The following is a 19,470-nucleotide window of genomic DNA, read 5'->3' on the forward strand; positions in this document are numbered from 1 at the left end:
AGGGTCGCATGCCAGGCCGCTATGCTGAAGGATCCATCCCGAGGTTCCCATGCAGCTGGATCAGTTCCATTCGGAAGTTGAGCGCATCAAGAAGGGCGGCTCGACGAAGGCCCACGAGAAAAACACCGAAGCCGGCAAGCTCTTCGCCCGCGAGCGCATCCGCCTGCTGGTGGACGAGGGGAGCTTCCTGGAGGACGGGCTCTTCGCGAACGCACTGCACAAGGAGCTTCCGGCGGATGGCGTGATCACGGGCACGGCCACGGTGGCCGGCCGCCCGGTGGCGCTCATGGCCAACGACAGCACCATCAAGGCCGGCAGCTGGGGTGCCCGCACCGTGGAGAAGATCATCCGCATCCAGGAAGTGGCGATGCGGATGAAGGTCCCCATGCTTTACCTGGTGGACAGCGCCGGGGCGCGCATCACAGACCAGCTCGACATGTTCCCGGGCCGCCGCCACGCCGGCACCATCTTCCACATGGAGGTGGCGCTCTCGGGCCTGGTGCCCCAGGTCTGCCTGCTCTTCGGGCCCTCGGCGGCCGGCGGCGCCTACATCCCGGCCTTCTGCGACGTGGTAATGATGGTGGAGGGCAACGCCAGCATGTATCTGGGTTCGCCGCGCATGGCGGAGATGGTCATCGGAGAGAAAATTAGCCTCGAGGACCTCGGCGGCGCCCGCATGCACTGCTCCGTGAGCGGCTGCGGCGACTTCCTGTGCAAGACCGAAGTGGAAGCCATCGCCCTCTGTCGTCAGTACCTGGCCTACTTCCCGCAACACTGCGAAGCCGCGCTTCCCACCGTCCCGCCAAAGGCGGTATCTCACAAAGCGAAAGCGCTGGACAACCTGGTGCCGATGGACATCATGGCTCCCTTCCAGATGAAGGACCTGATCGAGGGCCTGGTGGACGAGGGCAGCTTCCTGGAGGTGAAGAAGCTCTATGCCGGCGAGATCATCACGGGCCTGGCACGCCTCGACGGCAAGCCCGTGGGCATCCTTGCCAACCAGCCCCGGGTAAAGGGCGGTGTGCTGTTCGTGGACAGCGCGGACAAGGCCACGCGGTTCATGACGCTGTGCGATGCCTTTGGCATTCCGCTGGTGTTCCTCAGCGACGTGCCGGGCTTCATGATCGGCAGCGCCGTGGAGAAGCAGGGCATCATCCGCCACGGCGCGAAGATGATCAGCGCCATGGCCAGCTGCAGCACGCCGCGCATCTGCGTGGTGGTGCGCAAGGCCTACGGCGCGGGCCTCTACGCCATGAGCGGGCCGGGCTTCGATCCGGATGCCACCCTGGCGCTGCCCACCGCCAGCATTGCCGTCATGGGCGCCGAGGCCGCCGTGAACGCCGTCTTCGCCAACAAGATCGCGGAAAAGCCCGAAGAGGAACGGGCCGCCTACGTCCAGCAGCTCCGCGACGAGTACAACGAGGACATCAACCTGAAGAAGCTGGGCGCCGATCTCCACGTGGATGCCATCGTGGCTCCCACGGACCTCCGGGCCGAACTCATCACCCGCCTCGCCCGCGCTCGCCGCCGGGACGTCTGGCCCGCCAAGCGGCGGGCCGTCACCCCCGTTTGACGAGTGCCTCGAACTCATCGACAGGAAGAGGGTGGCTGAACAGGCACCCCTGGAAGGCATGACACCCGATGCTGGCCAGGAAGTCCCTCTGCGCGACGGTCTCCACCCCCTCGGCGATGACGCCCAAGCCGAGGCTCTCGGCCAGCGCCACGATGGTGCTGGCGATGGCGGCATCATTGGGGTCGCTCAACACATCCCGGACGAACGACTGGTCGATTTTTAGCTGATCGAACGGCATCCGCTTCAGGTAAGCCAGGGAGGAGTAGCCCGTTCCGAAATCATCCAGCGCGAAGCCCACGCCCTTGGCCCTCAGGAGGGTCATCTTTACGGCGACCTCCTCAGGGTTCTCGACCAGCAGTCCTTCGGTCAATTCCAGCTTCAGCCGCTCCGGGTTCACACCTGTGCTTCCAATCACCTCGAACAACTGGTCCACGAAGCCTGCCTGCCGGAATTGGCGGGGGCTGACATTCACGGCGACCGTCACATGGGCCATGCGGGGGTCTTGGCCCCACTTTGCCAGCTGAGTGCAGGCCGTCCGCAGGACCCACAGGCCCAAGGGCAGGATCAAGCCGGTCTCCTCGGCCAAATGAATGAACTCGGCAGGGGGCACTGTTCCCCGTTCTGGATGTTGCCAACGCACCAGAGCCTCAGCGCCGGTCAGGGCCCCATTCTCCAGGACCTGAGCCTGGTAATGGATACAAAATTGCTGGTGCTCGATGGCCTCGCGCAGGCTCCTTTCCTGGGCAACGCGACTGATCACGGCGCTTTCCATATCCGGGTCGAAGAATCGCAAGGCGTTGCGCCCGGATTCCTTCGCGCGGTACATGGCCAGGTCGGCCTGTTTCATCAGGTCATCGAGGGTGGCGTCCTTGCCCATGAACAGGGTGGCCCCTACGCTCGCCGTGCTCCTGTAGGGATGTCCGCCCAGCTGGTAGTCCGCATTGAGCGCCTGGATGATCTTCTCCCCGACCAGTTCCGTCGACCGGGCGGCGTCCTCCGTGACCGGACTCAGCCCTGGCAGGACCACCACGAATTCGTCGCCCCCGATCCGCGCGACGGTGTCGCCCTCCCGGATGCAGGCGGTCAGCCGCTGCGCGACCTGCTTCAGGAGGAGGTCGCCCTGGTCGTGGCCCAAGGTGTCATTGAGCGTCTTGAAGTGGTCGAGGTCGATGAAGAGCAGGGCGCCGTGGCCTTCATTCCGGGCGGTGGCGGTCATGGTCTGTTTCAGGCGGTCCATGAGGAGGGTGCGGTTGGGAAGTCCCGTCAACTGATCGAAGAAGGCCAACGCCTGGATCCTCTCTTCGGTCCTTTTCTGTGCCGTGATGTCGAAGTGGGTGCCGATGTAGTGGGTGACCACCCCATCCTCCCCCGCTACGGCGGAGATGGTGAGCCATTTGGGATATTCTTCACCGTTCTTGCGCCGGTCCCACACCTCACCCTGCCAACCACCGGTCTGCCCGATGGCCTCCCACATGGCCTTGTAGAAGTCCTGATTGTGGCGGCCCGACTTGAACATGCGCGGCGTCCGGCCCACGACCTCTTCTGCGGTGTAGCCGGTGATCTCGGTGAAAGCCTGGTTGACCCGCAGGATGGTCTCCTGGGCGTCCGTGACGATCATGGCCTCCCTGGAATCGAAGGCGGTCGCCGCCACCCTCAGGTCCGTCTCGATCCGCTTGCGGGCGGTGATGTCTTCGATGATGGACCAGATGGACGGCTGGCCATCCGGCAGCTTCATCAGCATGCCGTTAAGCTGGATGGAGATGCGGCTGCCATCCCTGCGCACGTATTCCTTTTCGTAGGGTCCGTAGCGCCCGGTGCGCTTCAGGGATTCCAGCTGGCGGGCCTCCTCCGCCTCGAAGGACTTAGGGGTCAACGTCCAGTAGTCGAGATGGGCGAGTTCCTGCGCGGTGTAGCCGGTCATGGCCTGGAAGGCGTCGTTGAATTCCAGATAGTGACCCTGCATATCCGTCAGCGCGATGCCCAGGGGGGACATCTCGTACAGCCCCCGGAGCCTCGCTTCCCGGTCGCGGAGGCGCTCCTCCATCCTCAGCCGTTCGGCCTGCAGGGCCGTGATCAGGAGACCCGTGAGGACCAGGGCGGTCATGTAGCTCCACAGGATCAATTGGCTGAGCTGGGGGTTGAGGAAGCGGGAAAGCCCATGACCCATGAGCACGGCCCAGGCTGCCGCAAGGGAGAACCCCAGCCCGGCCAGGGCCGTACCCGTTCTCCCAAGGCGCAGGCCGGCCCAGGTGAGCAAGGGGAGGGTCAGCAAGGCGATGGGCAGAGATCGGCCTGCCTGCGACGGAGGGTGGATGAAGGCCAGCCACACGACCGTGGCGGCGATCATGAGCCAGAGGACATATTCCCTCCGGACCTGCCTCAGCCGATCGAAGTTTTTCTGGTTGAAGGACAAGAGGAGTGGAGCGGCCAGGAACACGCCCACCGTATCTCCCATCCACCAGGAGAGCCAGGCGGGCCCTGCGGCCTTCAGCGACATCGATCCCATGAGGAAGAGGCTCGCGGTGCCGAAAGTGGCCGATACGGTCATGCCAAGGGCGGCCCCGACGATGAACAGGCCGACATCCTTCTGCCTCGAGAAGGCGGTGTCGAATTGGAATCGGGTGAGGTAGGCCAGGCTGAGGAGCGGTGCGAGGGTGTTGCCAATCGCGATGCCAGCGGCGAGGTGCCAGGCCGAACCGATGGCGAGGTTGACCAGAAAGGCCCCCAGGGCGATGCCGGGCCAGACCCCGCGGCCCCATTGGAGGAGAGCGGCCACCGCGATGCCCGTCGGCAGCCAGATGAGGGTGATGTGCATTCCCGAATAGGGAGTCTTCAGGCCCAGCCATCCCGCTGCGAAGTAGGCCAGGGCGAGAAGGCACTGGCGGTAGAACATCGAGGTTCTGGGTTTGGCTTGTTCCATGTGCGTAAGGAGATCCAAGAGGGGCGTGCCAGGCGCAAGCATGATCACACGCTCTGCTTTGAGGAAAGGCGTGGGTTGCACAGGGAGGTCAGGATGGCATTCCAGGTCCCCTACCGACTCGCTATCGGTCTGCAGTCGGCGAGGTTGAGTTCGGTTCAGAGATCACTCCGATCCAGGCGCTCTTCCCTCCATCCCCAGGTCGTTGCGTTATGCTTCCGGCAGCTTTGCGGGAGGCTGGCATGTTCCGTCGCGTGGACGACTTCAAGACCATCTGGCGGCAGGAGGCGGAGAAGACCCTCGCGGTCTTCGCCGCCATCCCCGACGCGGCGGCCCACCAGGCCGTGGATGAGCAGCACCGGGACCTGCGGCGCATGGCCTGGCACCTGGTGGAAACCATCCTGGAACTCCCCCAGAACCTGGGCCTGAGGGTGAAGGGACCGGTGGGCCTGGGGCCCGACGGCTTCATCGCCACCCCGCCGCCGCCCACCATGGCGGAGATTATTGCCGCCTACCGCGCCGTGAGCGACTCCCTGCTGGACCATATCGGCAGCTGGAGCAATACGGAGCTGGGCCGGAACTTCACCCTCTATGGCGAGACCTGGACCGGTGCCTTCGCGCTCTACGTGCTCGTGAGCCACCAGGCGCACCACCGGGGCCAGATGACGGTCCTCATGCGCCAGGCGGGCCTGCACGTGCCCAGCATCTATGGACCGACAAAGGAAGGCTGGGCCCAGTTCGGCCTGGCCGCCCCGAAGGTGTAGACGCGCTTACTTCAGGGGGAACTCCTTCCAGACGAAGAGGACCACCTCCACCAGGATGAGCACGATGATGATCCACTCCAGCCGCTGATCCTTCCGGCGGGCCAGCACGTCCAGCACGGTGGCGCCCGCGTCCTGGAGGTAGGCCACCTTCTGGTTCACGGCGGAGAGGCGCTCCTCCAGGTCGAACTGGTCGAAGAGGGCGCTGTCGAGGTGGGCCAGGGCCTCGCTTTCCCAGGTCTCCGGCGGATCGTCGAAGAGGGTGAGGGTGTCCAGTACCGTCGCCCGCACCGCCATGGCGAAGCCCACAGTGCGGAGCAGCTCCTTTTGCCCGAACACCAGCCGTCCCTCCTCGCTGAGCGCTGTCACCACAGGGCCAAAGCGGGACATGGCCAGACTCACTTCCACCTCCACCGAGTCCAGGGCGACGCTCTGCGCCAGGGCCAGGGAGATGACCTTCAGCTTGTCCAGGGTGAGCTCCCGGAGCCAGACCTCAGAGAAACCCACCCGGTCGGCCTCGGCACCGAGGTGGACCCGCAGGTCGTCCCGGGCCGCCTCCGCCCGCGCGCCCGTCCCCGGCAGCCGCACGAGGTCCTGGAGGACCGCGGCCGTGACTTCAGGGGAGACGCCCCAGAACACCGCCGCCCCGAACCGGGCGAGGTACACCCAAGCTCCGGCCTCTGGTTCCAGCACCAGGGGGTTGGTGGACAGCACCCGGTAGTGGGGGTAGGCCGTGCTGAAGGCCCGGAAGTCGATCTGGCCCTGGAAGTACTCCGCCCGGAGCAATACCTCGTCGGCGGGGTTCTCGGAGAGTAGGGGCATGCGCTGAAGCGCCAGGGATCCCTGATCCATGGCCCCAGTGTAGGCCTCACCTTGGTCGGTGAGGGGTATCCGGTCAGGGACTGACCAGGTGGATAGACATTTACCTGGGCGGACCGCCGCCCACCGATAGGTCGGGTTCATTAACCTTCCCGCTCCGAAGGGTTGATCCAGGGCCTTTCCTTGGCTTTGCTGTTGCTTATATAACCAACCTGCTGTCGATAGTTGTTATGTCACCCGCTGTTCCGTCATCTTTTGCGGAGGATCTCCAGGTGCTCAAGGACCTGACGATCAAATGGAAGTTGAACCTGCTCCTCGGGTTCGCCGTCCTGAGCCTTGGCACGATCGGGGTGCTGTCGCATCTCCAGCGGCGCCAGATGGAGGTCTCGATCACGTCGATGGTCGACCGTGACCTCCAACTGCTCGTGGACCTCAACCGGGCCCAGGCCGAAGGCCTGCAGATGGGCCAGGCCACGCGGAACGTCCTGATCGACCCGTCCGACGCCCAGGCCCAGCAGAATTTCGAGGAAGCCTTCCGGCAATCCACCGAGGCTCTGGAACAGGCGGGCCGGTTGGCCCCTGAAAGTCTGCGGGCGCGCCTGCCGACCCTGCTGGCCCTCTGGGCCGAGGACCACGCCTTGCAGGTCGAGGTCCAGCGCGAGGCTGGCTTAGGTCACAAGGAGGCCGCCACCACGTTGCTGGTGCAGAAGGAGAAGCCGGCCTGGCGCGCGGCCAAGGCCCTCGTGCTCGGGCTCATCGCGGAGCAGCAGAAGGCCTTCACCGCCAGGAAGGATGCGGAGGTCGCCAGCATGGCGAGGACCCGGAACCTCCTCGCCATCGGCCTGGCTGCCGTCGGCCTCCTGTTCATCCTGTTTACCTTGGCGATCGCCCGCAGCATCGCCAAGCCGCTCCGCCTGAGCATCGAGGTGGTCAAGCAGCTCGCCCGCGGAGACCTGGCAGTCAAGATCCAGGTGCCCGGAAAGGACGAGGCCAGCTGGGTGCTTTTCGCCATGAAAAAGATGATGGAGAGCATGAACCAGGTGGTGACAGAGATCCGAAGTGCCGCGGCCCAGGTGGCCATGGGCAGCCAGCAGATCGCGATCGGCGCCGAGCAGATGTCCGGTGGCACCTCCCAGCAGGCCACCTCGGCCGAGGAAGCCGCCGCCTCCATCGAGGAGATGAACGCCACCATCCGACAGAACGCGGACAATGCCGGCCAGACGGAACGGATGGCGAGGCAGGCCGCGGACGATGCGGGGAAGAGCGGGGCGGCGGTGGCCGAGGCCGTGGCGGCCATGAAGGACATCGCCGCCCGGATCGAGATCATCGACGACATTGCCTGGCAGACCAACCTCCTCGCGCTCAACGCCGCCATCGAGGCGGCGCGGGCCGGGGAGCACGGAAAGGGCTTCGCCGTCGTGGCCTCCGAAGTCCGCAAGCTGGCCGAGCGCAGCCAGGTCGCCGCCGGCGAGATCAGCCGGTTGTCCTCGGCCAGTGTCGACGTGGCGGAGCGGGCGGGCCAGATGCTCAAGAAGCTGGTGCCCGACATCCGCAAGACCGCCGAGCTGGTCCAGGAAATCAGCGCCGCCTCCCGGGAGCAGGCCACGGGGGCGGGGCACATCAGCTCGGCTATCCAGCAGCTGAGCCACGTGATCCAACAGAACGCCGGGGCCGCCGAGGAAATGGCCTCGACCGCGGAAGAACTGTCCGCCCAGGCGGAGCATCTCCATACGACCCTCGGCTTCTTCCGGACCGAGGGGGAGCGACCGGGCGCCGGGCCCGGCGCCAAGCCCGGCCCGGCGGGCAGCCGCCGCCAGCTGGCGGACCTGAACACGGCCAACTGACCCCGGCGGGGATCCCGAACCTTCCCGCCGCGCCCTTCGTCAGGCCTGGGGTCCAGGGCGGGGCAGCCGATCCCAAAAAAGATGTTGCAACATTAGAAAAAAGACCTAGACTGATTTGCATGGTGAAACACCTATTCCCTGGAGGCTCCATGCGACACCCCTTCCGCACCCTGCTCGCCATCCTCGCCATGGCGGCCGTGCCCGCCCTGGCCGGCGAAGACACCTACAAGATCGACCCCGTCCATAGCGAGGTGAGCTTCAAGGTCAGCCACCTGCTCGCCAAGGTGAGCGGACGCTTCACGAAGTTCGAAGGCACCATCCAGGTCGACACCGCTGACATCAGCAAGTCCAGCGTGGCGGTCGCCATCGACGCCGCCAGCCTGACCACGGACAACGAGGCTCGGGACAAGCACCTCAAGTCCCCCGACTTCTTCGACGTGGCCAAGTTCCCCACCATCACCTTCAAGAGCACGGCCGTGAAGGAAGTGGCCAAGGGCAAGCTGGAGATCACCGGCGACTTCACGATGCACGGCGTGACCAAGCGCATCACCTTCCCCATCACCAACGCGGGAACGCAGGCGGGCATGGCGCCCGGCACCGTGGTGGCAGGCTTTGTTGATGGCGCGCTCAGCCTCAACCGCAACGAATTCGGCATCAAGACCTTCCCCGGCGTCATCGGCGAGACCGTGGCCGTCAGCCTGAACGCCGAGGCCGGCAAGGTCGCGCCCGCCGCCAAGAAGTAAGCCCCTTCCGATCACGCTGTCCCCATCTGCCTCCGGCCGTTCCTCTGGAGCGACCGGAGGTGGGTCTTTCTGCCCTTCTTTTCTGGAGGCTTGCCATGGCATCCCCGGCCCCATTCCCCGGTGCCCTGCAACTGGACGCTTCATCGGGCCTGTCCTACCGTGTGATGCAGCCACCCCCGGCCCAGCCCAGGGCGCTGGTGGTCCTCCTGCACGGGGTGGGCGGTCAGGAGACGGACCTCGCCGACCTCGCGGCGGGCGTGGATCCCGCAACCCTGGTGGTGCTCGTCCGCAGCCGCCTGCAGCTCGGTCCCCAGCAGTTCGGCTGGTTCCGCGTGGCGTTCACAGCGGAGGGGCCGAAGATCACGGAAAGCGAGGCCGAGGCCAGCCGCCATGCGCTCATCCGCCTCGTCGACCACCTGCAGTCCCAGCACGGGATCGAGGCCCGCCGCACCGTCCTCGCCGGCTTCAGCCAGGGCGGCATCATGAGCGCCAGCGTGGCCCTCAGCGCGCCCGAGCGCGTGGGCGGCTTCGCCATCCTCTCGGGCCGCATCCTGCCGGAACTCGAACCCCGCATCGCCAAGCGGGAGTGGTTGGCGCACCTGCGGGCCTTCATCAGCCACGGCGAGCAGGACCAGACCCTGCCCCTGACCTGGGCCCGGCGGGCGGACCGCTGGCTGGACGACCTGGGCATCCCCCACGTCACCCGCCTCTACCCCACCGGCCACACCCTGAATTCCCAGATGCGGGCCGACGTGCTCGCCTGGATCGGCGGCCTCTCCGGCGCCGCGTGAGTTCAGCCGGAAGAACCGCCAGATCAAGGCACCTGGAAGCCTGATGGAAGCCTTATGTAAGCGGAGGAGAGCTGAGGTGTGGAGGAGAGCGGAGAAGACCTTCTCGACACTGGAGGTTCTTCTCTCCGCTTACTCCGCTACTCAGCTTTCCTCCGCTTCTTGATGTTGTTCTCAGGACTTTGATCTGTTTCCTTCCGGTTCGATGAAGCCCCCGCCTGGTATTCAGGACGCAGCCAACGGATGTGGCCCTGGGCTTCTTCGGCGCCGCGTTCGTGGTTGAGGGTTACCAGGCGGTCGAGGATGGCGGCGTCGGGCAGGTCCGCAGGCCAGCCGTAGGCGTCGGCCACGGCGGCATCCAGCTTCCGGTGCAGGTCCAGCAGCAGGCTCACCAGGCCCTTCGCATCCAGCGCCTGTTCCTTGTCCGTGAGCGCGTCGCCGCTGCGCAGGCGCTCCAGCAGGTTGTACTGGGTGATGATGCCCAGGCCCGCTTCCTGGGCCCGCTTGCGGTGCTGGTCCAGTTCCTCGGCCAGATCGCGGATGCGGGCGGCCTGGGTCTTCGTGGCCTCCGGGAACGGGAAGGGATCGAAGCAGCGGGATTTGAAATACCGCGGTGTATTGCCTACGCCCAGCATCGCCCCGGCCGCCAGGGCCCAGACCACATGGATGCGGCTGCTGAGCACGCCCAGGTGGAAGGCATCGGCACTGGCGATGGCTGTGACCGCATTGTCAGGTACCGTGGTGCCATCGAGGAATTGAAAGACACGGTGCTTGGTTGTTTCCGGCGTGGCGATGTAGCGGGGAAGAGCTTGGAGCATTTGGTGGAGTCCGGGGTTGGGTTCACCGAACAGCCACCAGTTCTTTTTTCTGATGTCTCGATTGTTCTGTTCCCGTTCAGGCTTCACGGTTTGAAGCAGGTGCTGATAGATCGCTGGGTACGCCTTTCGAACTTGTTCTTCCGTCAGTCCGAGGAGGTCAATGACCATGACTCCCCGGGGCTGATCCACGAGATCACGACCATTGCGGTAGGGATGCACCACGGCGGGCTGCTTCCATGCCTGCCACTGCTCGGGTGTGACGATGAAACCGTTGCCATGGAGCTTCACGCCCGGTGTGCAGATCCCGTCATTGGCCTTTAGGGCCTTGGCATCTGTCACCCGGGCCCCGGATCTCAGATCCTCATGGATGGCGTCCACGGGAAATTCATCGATCACCAGGCCTTCGGCGGCGTGCTCGGGATCGGGCGTCTTGGGCTCAGCGGCGACGCGGGCCAGCACGGGCGAGCCCTCCAGGCCGCCCACCGTCATGGCGATGCGCACGGCCGCGCCTCCGCCGTGCCAGGGATGATCCGGAATGGCCCAGAGCAGTTTCAAGCCAGGGAGATCCTGGTCATTCATCACCGTTGATCTCCGTTCATCACCGGCTGATTTTGTTTTTTCAACCGGTGATGAACAGTGATGGACGGTGAGGGGAACGGCGCAGTGGTGGGCGATGACGCCGCGCTGGCGGACCTGGCTCAGGCTGTTGGTGGTGATGAGGCCGAAGCGCCGGGCGCGGCCTTCGCGCACTTCCAGCGCGGCACGGTGCCACCAGTAGAGGACGAAATCCACGGTGTCGGGCACGTCGGGATAGGCCGCCCGCAGGGCTTCCGTGTAGCCCACGCCCAGCTCGCCCAGCATGGAGGCGTTCCCCAGGAAGGGCGGGTTGCCGATGATGTAGTCCGCCTCGGGCCAGAGGGCGGGCCGGGGGTTCAGCAGCCGGGTGGCGTGGGTGCGGGCGCTGTCATCCGGCACTTTGCGGCCCCGCGCATCCACCTTGAAGGTCTTGCCATCCCAGCGGCTGGCGCCGGTGGCTTCTTCGTCATCGCAAGCCAGCACGGCGTCGCGCTCCTCGATGCTGCCGTAGTTCTGGAGCACGGGCTCGGGCGGTGTGCCCGCCGGGTGGCGGCGATGGAACCACTGGAGGTAGGCGATCCACAGCACCAGCTCGGCGATGCCCGCGGCCCAGGAATCGAGCTCGATGCCCTTGAACTGGGCCGGCGAGATGCGCTCGTGGGACAAATCGAAGGCCGAGAACCCTTCGCCGAGATCCTCCAGGCGCTGAAGCACTTCGCCTTCGAGCCGCTTCAGGGTGTCGAAGGCCACATAGAGGAAGTTGCCGCTGCCGCAGGCGGGATCCAGGAAGCGCAGGGTGGCCAGCCGCTGGTGGAACGCGTGCAGCTGCGCCTTGGCCGCCGCCACGGCTTCGGGCGTATTCCCATGTTCGAGGAGGGTGGCGAGGTCGCTTTCGATGGCTTCCCATTCGCCCCGCAGTTCCAGGCCGAAGGTGGCGTCCACCAGCCGCTGGATGTAGGCCCTGGGTGTGTAGTGCGCGCCCAGGCGGTGGCGTTCGTCCTCGTCCAGGGCGCTTTCCAGCAGCGTGCCGAAGATGGCGGGATCGACCTCTTGCCAATCCTTCTCCGCCGCCATCCGCAGCAGGGCGATCTGCCGCTGCGACAGGGGCGGCACGGAGACCTCCTTGAAGAGGCCGCCATTGAAGCGCAGCACCCGCTTCCAGCCCCACTTGCCGCCCTCGTCCATGATCTTCCACCAGTCCTGGAGGAAGGGCACGGCCTGATCGGGATCCTTCTCCAGGTCGCGCAGGCCTTCGGTGAAGGGCTTGCCCGGCAGCAGGCCGATGTCCTCGGCGAAGCAGGTGAAGACGCAGCGCATGAGGAAGTGGGCCACCTCCGCCTTGCTGCGGGTGGTGCTGCGCAGCTCTTTGGCGAGGCCGCCCAGCTCCCCGGCGATGCCGCGAGTCACCTGGGCGATGCGGCGGTTGGTGTCGAGGGCCCGGGGATTCGTCCAGATGTCGCGGAAGAGCTGCTGGATGTCGGGCTGCTCAAGGTCGTCGAGCAGGACGATGCGGCGGGCGCCGAAGCCGCCGTAGCCGCCACCGGCCTTGGGATCGAAGCGGTTCCAGATGTGAAAGCTGTGCCCGATGTCGCACACGATGAGAAAGGGGGGCGGCGGCGTTCCGTGCAGGGCGAGGGTCTTGGCGTACTCGATCCCCTGGCCGAAGGCCCGTTCGAGTTGGGCGTCGTAGGTGGCGTGGGCGCGGTAGCCTCCGGCGGAGGGTTCTTCCACCAGCCCCGGCAGTCCGGGGGCATGGATCGTGGGCCGTTGGCCGCCCTTGCCACGCGCGGCGCCACCGCCGCCCGCGCCGGTTGCCCCTTTCGCCCGCAGCTTATCGGACGTGCGCTTGGCTTCCAGGATGAAACATCCGGCCTTGTAGAGATCCATGTAGTTCTTGGTGAACTTTCCCTCGGGCGAGTAGTTGGGGACCTGCTTCTCGAAGCAGTAGTCGCTGGAGGCGCCAGCCGGCTCGGGGGACGGAAGCCCCAGCACCTCTGCCAATTGGAGAAGGAAGAGCTCCTTGTTGCCGCGCTCTGGGCCATCGGCGGCCTGCCAGCGGGCGATGAAGGCGGGAAGGGTCTGGGACATGGCTCCATCCTAATCGGGCGGAGGGCTTCCCGTGGCTTCCGGCTTGGCCGGGCGCCTTAGAACCGCGCCCCGATCTGGATCTGGATGTCGAAGGCGCCGCTGTCATCCTCGGAGCTGACGCTGGTCTTCGTGGACACCTTGGCACCGGGGCTGAGGTAGAGGCCGAGGTTGAAGTAGGCGTGTCGGCCCAGGGTCCGGGTATAGCCACCACCGAGAAAGGGGGCGGTGGTGGCGGCCCGGCTCACCTCTCCGGTCACCAGGGATGCTTCGCGCTTGGACCACCGGAACACGGCCCCGCCGAGGTACCACGTGCCTGGTGACCCAGGGCGGAGGAGATATGCCACGAGCGGGCCGGATCGCGTTTCGGTCGTTTCGGTCAGCCTGCGACCGGTGAAAGGATCATTGAAGTGGTCCCGCCACTGGACGTGCCGGTAGCCGAACTGCCAGGCGCTCGAAGCCGGCCGGAAGCTGATCTGGAAGTCCTGCCCCTGATCAGCCAGGAGGAACACCCCGATTCCAGCCCGGAACTCCTGGGCCTGCAGCATGGTGGCGCCCATGGATAGCGCCAGCAGCCAGACCAGGGAAAGCCGCGTCATCAGTGCGATTCCTTCCCGTCGGCCAGGGCCTAGAACCGCCGCCCGATGCCGAGCCACACGTTGGGCCCGGTGGAATCGGTATCCGCCTTGACGGTGGGTGGGACCAGGGAACCGCTGGCGGAGACATCGTGCTTGAGGCGGGCCCAGGTGTAGCTGGCGCCGGCCTCGGCGTACCAGGTGCGATGGTCGGAGAGGTAGAGATCCACACCAATCCCCGCCGTGAACATGGGGAACCAGCCATCGTTGTCCACGCGGACCAGGGTTTCGTCCAGCACGTCGTTGCGGAGGGTCAGGAGCGTCCGGTCCTTCTCGTAGGCCATGCCGGCCCCCGCCTGGAAGAAGGGGATCCAGCGGTGGTCCGTCCCGATGGGCCGGAACTGGACCAGGAAGAGGAGGTCCGCATAGACCGAGTACTTCTGTTCAAAACGGAGCGTTGCCGGGCCCGCGGGGGTGTCTACGGTGGACGTGCCATCGATCTTCCCCCGGGAGTAGTCGAGTTCGACCCCGGCCTTCCAGAGCGGGTGGAGATCGCGGTAGACCTGCAGGCCGAGATTCAGGTTCGCCACGTCATCCCAGGTCTTGAAGGACGAACCCATGGCCGCATTGATGTCCTTGATCTGGCGGTTCGTCTCCGTCTGCTTGGGCCAGCTCTGCTGGACGTAGACGGTGGCGGTCCATGGGTTCCACTCCACCTGGGCCCGGGCCGTCGTGCCCCCCAGGAAAAGGCCCACGGCGAGCAGGCCGGAAGCGGGTAGGCGGAGACGTACGGGGCGCGTCGTCATGGCATCACCGGAAGGGTTGCCACAGGAATAATCCCGGAGCCACGAGGTGTCAACGCGAAAAGAAGATGATTGGGTGTTCTTGACAGTTCAGGTCCAGATGACAACTCTGGTCCATGCCCCTCTTCTCCCGACCTGACGGTGACCTTGTCCGTGGCGAGGCCCCGGTGCGGCGCATCATGCCGTACCTCATGCGGGGGCGGAACGAGAGCTGCGTCTATCAGGAATCTGTCTATCGCATCGCCGCGGCGCGCACCTGGCTCAAGGCCTACAACCGCGCGCACCATCCCCGGGCCACGCTCTTCCACCTGGTGGCCTACGCGACGGCCGTGGCCTTGGAAACCCGGCCGCGCCTGAACCGCTTCGTCTCCGGCGGGCGGCTCTACCAGCGTCGGGGCGTGTCCATTTCCTTCGTGGCCAAGAAGGTCTTCACTGACGATGGCCCGGACGTCACGGTGAAACTGGCGTGCCCCAAGGGCGAAGGCTTTCCGGACTTCTCCCGGCGCATCTCGACCCGGGTGGACGAGGCCCGGGACAAGGACTGTGCCGTGGACAAGGAAGTGGCTCTGATCATGCGGCTTCCCGGCCCGCTGGTGCGTGGGCTGGTGGCCCTCGCGCGGGGGCTGGACCACTGGAACCTCTTCCCGGGCTTCATGATCCGCGATGACCCCATGTACTCGACAGTCTTCCTGGCCAACCTGGGGTCCGTGGGCGTCTCCGACGTGTTCCACCATCTCTATGAGTACGGCACCGTGTCCATCTTCGGGGCTGTCTCCGCGCCCCGGCGCGCGGTGTTCGCCACCCGGGACGGCGTGACCTCTGAGGAGGCGCTGTCCGTGCGCTGGACCTTCGACGAACGCATCGATGATGCCTTCTCCTGCGCCCGCTCCATGGTGCTCGTGCAGAAGATCCTGGAGGATCCGGCGCGGTGGCTGGGGCCACCGGAAGGGACGCCCGTCTGGCGGGGCCTGGAAGCGGGCCCGCGCGAATCATGATCGCCGGGGCGATCGCGGCCCTGCGGCCCTCCGAGCGGCTGACGGGCCTGGTCCTGACTGGCCTCCTGGCGCTTACCGTTCTGGCGCGTCCCCAAGGGGGAGGTCTCCGGGCCCTCACTTTCGCCGGGCTGCTCCTGGCCGTTCTGCTGCTGGACCGAGTGAAGGGGAAGCGGGGGGCGGTGCTGCGCGACTTCCTGCCGATCCTCGTTGTGCTCCTCGTGTTCCTCCTGCTTCAGCCGCTCGTGGTGGCCGTGAATTCCCATCGCTGGGACACCGCGCTCGCCGCCGCCGACGGCCGCTGGTTCGGCCCTCTCGCCGAGGCCTGGCGGGGCGCCTTCGGCCGGCCCTCGGCCTTCACGGACCTGGTCTACCTCGCCTACGCCAGCTTCTACTTCCTGCCCATCACCGTGGCGATGCTGGCCTGGTTCCGCCTGGGACCTGAAGGTTTCGAGCGGGTGGCGTTCCGGATCCTCCTCGGGTTCTACCTCTCCTTCCTGGGCTACTTCCTGTGGCCCGCCGAGGGCCCCCGGGTGCCGGAGGCCGTGGCCGCCGCACAGCTGGGCGGCGGCGCGATCTCCCAGGCCGTGCGGGCTTTCCTCCACGGGGCCGAAGCCACCACCCTGGACGCCTTTCCCAGCGGCCACACGGTGCTCTCCGTGCTGCCGGCCATCCTGGCCACGCGGCCCTTCCCGCGTCTGGCGCCGCTGCTCTGGGCCTGGGCCCTGGCCATCGTGTTCGCCACCGTCTACATTGGCGTTCACTACGTGGCGGACGTGGCGGCGGGCCTCCTGCTGGCGGGCCTCACCCTGGCCGTGGCGCCTCCGTTCTCCCGGTGGCTCGGGCGGGGCTTCAGCGCTCCAGGATGAAGGTCACCGGGCCATCGTTCACCAATTCCACCTCCATGTGTTCCTGGAAGAAGCCGGACTTCACGCGGGGATGCTGGGCCTTGAGCAAGTCGAGGAACCTGCGAAAAAGCACCCGCGCTGCGTCCGGCGCCATGGCCTGATCGAAGGAGGGGCGCCGCCCCCGGGCAATGCTGCCGGCCAGGGTGAACTGGCTGATGGCCAGGATCTCGCCGCCCACATCCTGGAGGCCCAGGTTCATCTTCCCGTCCCCATCCTCGAAGACGCGCAGCGTGGCGATCTTGGCGGCAGCCCAGGCGCAGGTCTCCTCCGTGTCCCCGGTCTCCAGGCCCGCCAGCACCAACAGACCGGGACCGATGCTGGCCTCCAGCGCCCCGCACCGCACCGAGGCCCGCTGCACACGCTGGATGACGGCTTTCATCGGAGGACCCCCACCGCACTGTGCCATGGCGGAGGGGCCCGGTCATCGGGTGGTTCGGACTCCGAGATTCATGCTCAACCCTCGGGTCAACTTCGGCGTAACCTGGGTTTCCCATCCATTCTTTCCAAGGAGCTCAAGCCCATGAAACGTCATGTGTCCCTGTCCAGCCTCCTGTGGTCTGGCCTTGTCCTGGCCCTGGCGCTGCCCGCCCTGGGTGCCAAGGTGCCCCCGGTGGCCGAGGTCAATAAGAGCCAGCTACCGCCCCTCATCGACCGGGACAAGTTCTTCGGCAACCCCGAGATTGCCGGCGCCCAGCTTTCGCCCGACGGGAAATGGATCGCCTTCCTCAAGCCCTACAAGGAGACCCGCAACATCTGGGTCAAGAAGGTGGGTGAGCCCTACGCGAAGGGGCGACTGCTCACGGCGGACCCCAAGCGCCCCATCCCGGCCTTCTTCTGGAGCCGGGACGGCAAGCAGATCCTCTTCGTGCAGGACAAGGACGGCGACGAGAACTTCAATGTCTATGCTGTGGATCCCGCCGCGGCGCCCGCAGCCGGCAAGGACGCGCCCGAGGCTCGCAATCTGACGGCCGCCAAGGGCGCCCGGGCCATGATCTATGCCGTGCCCAAGGCGGATCCCGACACGATCTATGTGGGCCTCAACGACCGCGACGCGGCCTGGCATGACGTCTACAAGGTGAAGATCTCCACGGGTGAGCGTACGCTCATTCGCAAGAACACCGAGCGCATCGCCGGCTGGGTGTTCGACAAGCAGGGAAACTTGCGCCTCGCCCTGCGCACCACGGACAAGGGCGATACCGAGATCCTCCGCGTGGATCCCGAGGGCTTCAAGAAGGTCTACGAGTGCACCGTCTTCGAGTCCGCGGCGCCGATCAACTTCCACAAGGACGGCAAGCGGGTCTATCTGGAAACGAACAAGGGTGCCCGGGATCTCACGGAGCTGGTGCTCTTCGACCCCACCAGCGGCAAGGAGGAGAAGCTCGAATCCGATCCCAAGGGCCGCGTGGACTTCGGTTCCGCCGTGTTCTCCGATCTCACAGATGAGTTGATCGCCACGACCTACGACGATGACCGCACCCGGATCTACTGGAAGGACAAGGCTTGGGAAGCGGACTACAAGCTGCTGCAGAAGAAGCTGCCGGGCCGGGAGATCAGCCTTGGATCCATGACTACTGACGAGCAGCTGGTGATGGTGACGAGCTACAGTGACCGGGACCCCGGCACGCGCTACCTCTTCGACCGCCGCACCAAGAAGCTGAGCCTCGAATACGTCTCCCGCGAGGAGCTGCCCCGCCAGTACATGGTCGCCATGCAGCCCATCCGCTACAAATCCAGCGATGGCCTGGAGATCCCCGCCTACCTCAGCCTGCCCAAGGGCGTGCCCGCCAAGGGCCTGCCCCTCGTGGTGGTGCCGCACGGTGGCCCCTGGGCTCGGGACACCTGGGGCTACAACAGCCTGGCCCAGTTCCTCGCCAATCGTGGCTACGCCGTACTGCAGCCGAACTTCCGGGGCTCCACCGGCTACGGGAAGAAGTTCCTCAACGCCGGCAACAAGCAGTGGGGCGACCTCATGCAGGACGACCTCACCTGGGGCGTGAAGCATCTCGTGGCCCAGGGCATCGCGGATCCCAAGCGGGTGGGCATCCTGGGTGGCTCCTACGGCGGCTACGCCACGCTGGCCGGTGTGGCCTTCACACCGGACCTCTACGCGGCAGCAGTCTCCATCGTGGGCCCCTCCAACCTGCTGACCTTGCTGGAAACCATTCCCCCGTACTGGGAAGCGGGCCGCATCATTTTCCACGAGCGCATGGGCGACCCCAACACGCCGGAGGGCAAGAAGCAGCTGGAACGCCAGTCCCCGCTGAATTCCGCGGCGAAGATCCACACGCCCCTCATGGTGGTGCAGGGCGCCAATGATCCCCGCGTGAAGAAGGCCGAGAGCGACCAGATCGTCATCGCCCTGCGGGACCGGGGCTTCCCGGTGGAGTATCTCTGCGCGCCGGATGAGGGCCACGGCTTCGCCCGCCCCGTCAACAACCAGGCCATGTTCGCGGCCGCGGAAACGTTCCTGGCCAAGTACCTCAAGGGCCGCTACCAGGAGGGTGGCAAGCCGGATGTCATGAAGCGCCTGCCGGAGATCACGGTGGATCCCAAGACCGTGGTGCTGGCGAAGAAGGCCGACACAGCCTCCGTGACCGTTCCCAAGCCCGTCGCCAAGCCCACGGCCGGCACCTTCACCTACGCGGGCACCTTCGCCATGGGACCGCGCTCCATGGCCATCTCCATGGTCCGGACGGTGAAGGAAGAGACCGGAACCTGGGTGGTGACGGATGCCACCAAGCTGCCGGGCGGCGAAGCGGTGGACACTACCACCATGGCTCTGGCTACCTTGGTGCCCCTGAAGCGCCAGGTGAAGCAGGGCCCGGTGGTCATCGAGATGGCCTTCGACGGCGGCAAGGCCACCGGGACCATGGCCATGGGTGGCAACGCCAAGCCCTTCAGCATCGAGCTGGGCGGCGGGGCCTACGCGGAAGGCTCCGGGGCCGAGGACGCCCTAGCCTGTCTGCCTCTGGCGGAGGGCTACACCGTCACCTTCCGCAACGTGGACATCCAGCGCCAGAAGGTCCAGCTCAAGCAGGCCAAGGTGCTGGGCCAGGAGGAGCTGAAGGTGCCCGCGGGCAGCTTCAAGGCCTGGAAGGTGGAGGTGACCTCCGCCGAGGGCGATCCCGGCAGCAAGACCCTGTGGGTGGACACCACCAGCCGCAAGCTGCTCAAGACCGTGGAGACGAGCCCCCGGATGGGCGGCGCGGTGGTCACGGTGGAACTGCAGAACTGAAGGCTGGAGACTTAATGAAAGGGCCGGGCTTCG

14 protein-coding genes are annotated in these 19,470 nt (G+C 66.1%); 8 read left to right on the forward strand and 6 right to left on the reverse strand.

What is annotated here, in order from left to right:
- The first annotated feature begins 49 nt into the window (after positions 1-49).
- Positions 50-1,573, forward strand: coding sequence for an acyl-CoA carboxylase subunit beta (locus NOV74_RS10170; RefSeq protein ID WP_257311831.1), 1,524 nt, complete (start codon positions 50-52; stop codon positions 1,571-1,573).
- On the opposite strand, the gene NOV74_RS10175 is transcribed toward NOV74_RS10170, so the two are convergent.
- Complete coding sequence (locus NOV74_RS10175) at positions 1,560-4,493, reverse strand: bifunctional diguanylate cyclase/phosphodiesterase (protein WP_257311834.1); 2,934 nt, start codon at positions 4,491-4,493, stop codon at positions 1,560-1,562. The genes NOV74_RS10170 and NOV74_RS10175 overlap by 14 nt on opposite strands.
- 239 nt (positions 4,494-4,732) lie before the next feature.
- On the opposite strand from NOV74_RS10175, the gene NOV74_RS10180 reads away from it, so the two are divergent.
- A complete protein-coding gene (locus NOV74_RS10180; RefSeq protein WP_257311837.1) occupies positions 4,733-5,254 on the forward strand; it encodes a DinB family protein in 522 nt (173 codons plus the stop codon).
- A gap of 6 nt (positions 5,255-5,260) precedes the next feature.
- On the opposite strand, the gene NOV74_RS10185 is transcribed toward NOV74_RS10180, so the two are convergent.
- Entirely contained in the window at positions 5,261-6,103 is an 843-nt protein-coding gene (locus tag NOV74_RS10185; protein ID WP_257311839.1) for an RMD1 family protein, read from the reverse strand.
- 239 nt (positions 6,104-6,342) lie between these two features.
- Between NOV74_RS10185 and NOV74_RS10190 the strand changes: the two genes are divergently transcribed.
- The 3 genes from NOV74_RS10190 to NOV74_RS10200 all read left to right on the forward strand — a co-directional run bounded on the left by NOV74_RS10190 (position 6,343) and on the right by NOV74_RS10200 (position 9,448).
- On the forward strand, positions 6,343-7,914 hold the full coding sequence (locus NOV74_RS10190; RefSeq protein WP_257311842.1) for a methyl-accepting chemotaxis protein: 1,572 nt from the start codon (positions 6,343-6,345) through the stop codon (positions 7,912-7,914).
- Positions 7,915-8,063: 149 nt separating this feature from the next.
- On the forward strand, positions 8,064-8,657 hold the full coding sequence (locus tag NOV74_RS10195) for a YceI family protein (RefSeq protein WP_257311845.1): 594 nt from the start codon (positions 8,064-8,066) through the stop codon (positions 8,655-8,657).
- Positions 8,658-8,752: 95 nt separating this feature from the next.
- On the forward strand, positions 8,753-9,448 hold the full coding sequence (locus NOV74_RS10200; protein WP_257311847.1) for an alpha/beta hydrolase: 696 nt from the start codon (positions 8,753-8,755) through the stop codon (positions 9,446-9,448).
- A 137-nt stretch (positions 9,449-9,585) separates the two neighbouring features.
- On the opposite strand, the gene NOV74_RS10205 is transcribed toward NOV74_RS10200, so the two are convergent.
- The 3 genes from NOV74_RS10205 to NOV74_RS10215 are packed head-to-tail and all read right to left on the reverse strand — an operon-like array spanning position 9,586 to position 14,305.
- On the reverse strand, positions 9,586-12,927 hold the full coding sequence (locus NOV74_RS10205; protein WP_257311850.1) for a class I SAM-dependent DNA methyltransferase: 3,342 nt from the start codon (positions 12,925-12,927) through the stop codon (positions 9,586-9,588).
- 56 nt (positions 12,928-12,983) lie between these two features.
- Positions 12,984-13,523, reverse strand: coding sequence for a hypothetical protein (locus NOV74_RS10210; RefSeq protein WP_257311853.1), 540 nt, complete (start codon positions 13,521-13,523; stop codon positions 12,984-12,986).
- A gap of 29 nt (positions 13,524-13,552) precedes the next feature.
- On the reverse strand, positions 13,553-14,305 hold the full coding sequence (locus tag NOV74_RS10215) for an outer membrane protein (protein WP_257311856.1): 753 nt from the start codon (positions 14,303-14,305) through the stop codon (positions 13,553-13,555).
- Positions 14,306-14,418: 113 nt separating this feature from the next.
- On the opposite strand from NOV74_RS10215, the gene NOV74_RS10220 reads away from it, so the two are divergent.
- Both NOV74_RS10220 and NOV74_RS10225 read left to right on the forward strand, forming a co-directional pair.
- Positions 14,419-15,297: a 2-oxo acid dehydrogenase subunit E2 gene (locus NOV74_RS10220; protein WP_257311859.1), complete on the forward strand. Its 879-nt coding sequence runs from the start codon at positions 14,419-14,421 to the stop codon at positions 15,295-15,297.
- Positions 15,294-16,163: a phosphatase PAP2 family protein gene (locus tag NOV74_RS10225; RefSeq protein ID WP_257311862.1), complete on the forward strand. Its 870-nt coding sequence runs from the start codon at positions 15,294-15,296 to the stop codon at positions 16,161-16,163. The genes NOV74_RS10220 and NOV74_RS10225 overlap by 4 nt, the downstream gene beginning before the upstream one ends.
- Here NOV74_RS10225 and dtd read toward each other — a convergent pair.
- Entirely contained in the window at positions 16,147-16,581 is a 435-nt protein-coding gene (dtd, locus tag NOV74_RS10230) for a D-aminoacyl-tRNA deacylase (RefSeq protein ID WP_257311864.1), read from the reverse strand. The genes NOV74_RS10225 and dtd overlap by 17 nt on opposite strands.
- Positions 16,582-16,722: 141 nt before the next feature.
- On the opposite strand from dtd, the gene NOV74_RS15355 reads away from it, so the two are divergent.
- Positions 16,723-19,437, forward strand: a complete 2,715-nt coding sequence (locus NOV74_RS15355; RefSeq protein WP_306672401.1) for an alpha/beta fold hydrolase — start codon at positions 16,723-16,725, stop codon at positions 19,435-19,437.
- Positions 19,438-19,470: the final 33 nt, after the last annotated feature.

The sequence above is a fragment of the Geothrix fuzhouensis genome (assembly GCF_024609325.1).
Lineage (GTDB): Bacteria > Acidobacteriota > Holophagae > Holophagales > Holophagaceae > Geothrix > Geothrix fuzhouensis.

What these genes read in the sequence shown, in the direction of transcription:
- NOV74_RS15355 (WP_306672401.1), top strand. Translation starts at nt 16,723, where the DNA reads ATGAAACGTCATGTGTCCCTGTCCAGCCTCCTGTGGTCTGGCCTTGTC.
- NOV74_RS10180 (WP_257311837.1), top strand. Translation starts at nt 4,733, where the DNA reads ATGTTCCGTCGCGTGGACGACTTCAAGACCATCTGGCGGCAGGAGGCG.
- NOV74_RS10210 (WP_257311853.1), bottom strand. Translation starts at nt 13,523, where the DNA reads ATGACGCGGCTTTCCCTGGTCTGGCTGCTGGCGCTATCCATGGGCGCC.
- NOV74_RS10175 (WP_257311834.1), bottom strand. Translation starts at nt 4,493, where the DNA reads ATGGAACAAGCCAAACCCAGAACCTCGATGTTCTACCGCCAGTGCCTT.
- NOV74_RS10205 (WP_257311850.1), bottom strand. Translation starts at nt 12,927, where the DNA reads ATGTCCCAGACCCTTCCCGCCTTCATCGCCCGCTGGCAGGCCGCCGAT.
- NOV74_RS10200 (WP_257311847.1), top strand. Translation starts at nt 8,753, where the DNA reads ATGGCATCCCCGGCCCCATTCCCCGGTGCCCTGCAACTGGACGCTTCA.
- dtd (WP_257311864.1), bottom strand. Translation starts at nt 16,581, where the DNA reads ATGAAAGCCGTCATCCAGCGTGTGCAGCGGGCCTCGGTGCGGTGCGGG.
- NOV74_RS10220 (WP_257311859.1), top strand. Translation starts at nt 14,419, where the DNA reads ATGCCCCTCTTCTCCCGACCTGACGGTGACCTTGTCCGTGGCGAGGCC.
- NOV74_RS10170 (WP_257311831.1), top strand. Translation starts at nt 50, where the DNA reads ATGCAGCTGGATCAGTTCCATTCGGAAGTTGAGCGCATCAAGAAGGGC.
- NOV74_RS10215 (WP_257311856.1), bottom strand. Translation starts at nt 14,305, where the DNA reads ATGACGACGCGCCCCGTACGTCTCCGCCTACCCGCTTCCGGCCTGCTC.
- NOV74_RS10225 (WP_257311862.1), top strand. Translation starts at nt 15,294, where the DNA reads ATGATCGCCGGGGCGATCGCGGCCCTGCGGCCCTCCGAGCGGCTGACG.
- NOV74_RS10195 (WP_257311845.1), top strand. Translation starts at nt 8,064, where the DNA reads ATGCGACACCCCTTCCGCACCCTGCTCGCCATCCTCGCCATGGCGGCC.
- NOV74_RS10185 (WP_257311839.1), bottom strand. Translation starts at nt 6,103, where the DNA reads ATGGATCAGGGATCCCTGGCGCTTCAGCGCATGCCCCTACTCTCCGAG.